General features: G+C 46.1%; 4 protein-coding genes. 3 read left to right on the forward strand and 1 reads right to left on the reverse strand.

Going from position 1 to position 2,922, the window contains the following annotated elements; all coding sequences use genetic code 11:
• Positions 1-256 precede the first annotated feature (256 nt).
• Positions 257-463, reverse strand: coding sequence for a hypothetical protein (locus AT710_09560; protein ID KUO90077.1), 207 nt, complete (start codon positions 461-463; stop codon positions 257-259).
• Between the two features lie 138 nt (positions 464-601).
• On the opposite strand from AT710_09560, the gene AT710_09565 reads away from it, so the two are divergent.
• The 3 genes from AT710_09565 (at position 602) to AT710_09575 (ending at position 2,840) form a co-directional block, all read left to right on the forward strand.
• Positions 602-967, forward strand: a complete 366-nt coding sequence (locus AT710_09565) for a hypothetical protein (GenBank protein ID KUO90078.1) — start codon at positions 602-604, stop codon at positions 965-967.
• Positions 968-1,399: 432 nt separating this feature from the next.
• Complete coding sequence (gene tfb, locus AT710_09570) at positions 1,400-2,419, forward strand: transcription initiation factor IIB (protein KUO90080.1); 1,020 nt, start codon at positions 1,400-1,402, stop codon at positions 2,417-2,419.
• 88 nt (positions 2,420-2,507) lie between these two features.
• On the forward strand, positions 2,508-2,840 hold the full coding sequence (locus tag AT710_09575; protein ID KUO90079.1) for a hypothetical protein: 333 nt from the start codon (positions 2,508-2,510) through the stop codon (positions 2,838-2,840).
• Positions 2,841-2,922: the final 82 nt, after the last annotated feature.

Raw genomic sequence — 2,922 nt, forward strand, 5'->3', positions numbered from 1 at the left:
AATCATGTATTGAAGCATAATTAAGCCATACACTGCCTTGGTGAGCTACCCCGCCCTTAAGGGGCTTCCCGCTTCCTTGCCCCGCCTTGCCCATCATCACGAGTAGTGGGCGGATCACGGGCGCCACGGGCGGCTCCCGCCCTGCACGCCTTGCCCAATGAAGGGCGTTGCACGCCTCTCACGCAACTTCAACTGGGCCTTTAACGCCCTCAACGTTAGTCGGTGTATGCTCTAAACCTAAACCCCACGATGGGCATCAGAAAAACAAAAACATCACTAATAAAGTTATTTCCTCCAACTCATCCCCGCCATAAATGGCGAGGTTTCCCCCATGCATATAAAACGAATGACAAACCTCGCCCTTTAGGGCCGGGGATGAGGCCAGTTTGATGAACTCTCGCGATGCTGATAACGGAAACATCGCTTGAAGATGATGTGTCCCTGGGGATTGGGCCTTCACCATTTGGCGGAAATCAAATTAGTTAATTAACTCCAAATAATATTGGTTTTCAATGTTTAGAACCTTAAGTCTACCTACTTTCTGGTGCAGCATTCCTCCTCACTTAACTTTTATAATCCGGATAATTATGGGTTTGCCTTGATGTATAGGCTTTATGGCGTGATGAGCGGCATGCGCGGCTTAGAGGTCATGCTGTTGGTGATAATAGAGGAACTCTACGGTATTTACCCCTTCTCTGGAATATATGTGTTCTCATCATTATCGCTAGTGACCTTAACTCTATTCTTCGCAATGTTATCGCTCTTCGATTACCTTGTGGGCCCCATTAATGTAAAGATAGGAGTATTAATATTTATAATTGATATGGCGATCAATGCTTGGCTACTATACACTGAACTTGCTCAATTATACTCTGTCTACCTGGTCACGTTATTAGTGGTGCCGCTCTCTAACCTATTGGTGGATGCTCTTGCCTCCCTCGTCATAATGGAGGCTGGAAAACCCTAGATCCTTAAGGGGTGGACCTCGAGAACCGTGGAGTACCGTGCTAGTTTAATGAATGCTAATCTATTATGATAAAATGAACTGCGATTTTGCTCCTCAATTACTGAACTGGCTTCCTTCCCGCCTTGAGGGGCGAGGCTTGTTGGCCATTTTATGATCCATAGCCTTCCTCAAGTCATTTTAGTCGCAATTCAGATACCATGAATGACGAGGATTGCGTTCTTCTTATAATTAAGGGCGGTTAGGTGAATGTCTTGGTGTTCCTATTTTTAACTATTTTGCATGTGTTTTTCGCTTGTAGTTTATCCATCTAATGTGTGAATTGCCTAAACTAATGCATTGATGCATGCTTGATTAATCGTCATTATAATAAGAGAAAGGTTTATAAATGGCTTGATATTTTCAAGCAAAAAGTTTAAAATGAGTGGAATGATGATGAACTCAAACTCCCAAGATTCGGGTTCGGGAAACGAGGGATCCGGGAAAACCCTTGATAAGTTCAAGATGCTACGCAACGGCAACGAAATGGAATTCGTCAAGGAGAGCGGAGAGAAGTTAGTATGCCCCAGCTGTGGCTCCACTACATTCATATATGACTTTGAGAATGGCCAAATAGTCTGCGCCAAGTGCGGTTATGTGCTGGAGGAGCATATTCTAGATCTTGGACCAGAGTGGAGGGCATTCACGCCTGAGGAGAGGGACTCAAGGGCTAGAACAGGTGGTCCAGTCAGTAGATTAACTAGCGAGGCATTAACCACAACCATAAATTGGACCACGAAGGACTATAGTGGTCGGGAGCTTGATATAAAGAGGAAACTAGAGGTTCTCAGGTTCAGGAAGTGGCAGCAAAGGGTCAGAATACAGACAAGCTATGAGAGGAACCTAGTGCAGGCAGAGAATGAGTTGAAGAGGGTCTCGTTCCAGTTAGGCATACCGAAGGCCTGCGAGGAGGAGGTAATGACTATATATAAGGACGTGCTAGAGAAGGGACTAGTTAGGGGGCGAAGCGTTGAGGCAATAATCTCGGCGTGCCTATACATGGCATGCAGGAAAATAGGGACCCCGAGAAGTCTTGACGAGATATCCCAATTCACGAGGGCATCAAGAAAGGAGGTGGCCAGGTGCTTCAGGTTAATAGCTAGGGAGCTTGGAGTGAGGCTTCCCCTCAGCGACCCGAAGCAATACGTGCCTAAGATAGTGGAGCAATTACGGCTCGGCGGCGAAATACAGAGAGAGGCCCTCAAGATACTTGATGAGGCCAAGAAGAAGGGNTTAACGGCTGGGAAAGACCCCGCTGGATTGGCTGCTGCAGCCGTATACATAGCATCGCTACTCAAGGGCGAGGTCAGGACGCAGAAGGAGGTTGCCCAGGCGGCTCAAGTAACCGAGGTTACGGTTAGGAATAGGTATAAGGAATTAGCTAAGGAGTTAAGCATAAAGATACCCATTAAGTAATTTATTCATGCATATTCCCGGGATCAAATACAAACATTCCTGTTTTTTATGCAGTATAGATAGGGAGCACCTCGTTAAGTCGGCTTCAATGTATAGCGTTAAGGTTAATCCAAAGCCATTCAATAATGGCCACATAATCATCATTAGTAACGAACATAAGCCCCTCATGGCTTTATCCCAGGAGGAGCTCTACGCCATGCTGAAGGAGACCGCAACAATGATGAGGGCACTGCGACACATATATAACCCGCAGGGATTCAATGTGGGGATAATGAATAAGCCGCATGCAGCGATTCACGTGATTCCAAGGTGGAGCGGAGACGTTAGTTTCGTCACTGTGGTGTTCGGCGCCAAGCCTATACCCGAGCTCCCCAGTAGGACCCGGGATGCCTTGATTCATGAATTGGGTGGGAACCAATGATTGTGTCCTTAATAATCGACATGTTATTCTCAGTAATCATACTAATAATGGCATTTGGCGTCTTCAATGGATTAATATATGA

Source organism: Thermocladium sp. ECH_B (assembly GCA_001516585.1).
In the GTDB taxonomy this organism is placed as follows: domain Archaea; phylum Thermoproteota; class Thermoprotei; order Thermoproteales; family Thermocladiaceae; genus Thermocladium.

Coding starts and splice junctions, on each gene's coding strand:
- AT710_09575 (KUO90079.1), top strand. CDS start 2,508: ATGTATAGCGTTAAGGTTAATCCAAAGCCATTCAATAATGGCCACATA.
- AT710_09560 (KUO90077.1), bottom strand. CDS start 463: ATGGTGAAGGCCCAATCCCCAGGGACACATCATCTTCAAGCGATGTTT.
- AT710_09565 (KUO90078.1), top strand. CDS start 602: ATGTATAGGCTTTATGGCGTGATGAGCGGCATGCGCGGCTTAGAGGTC.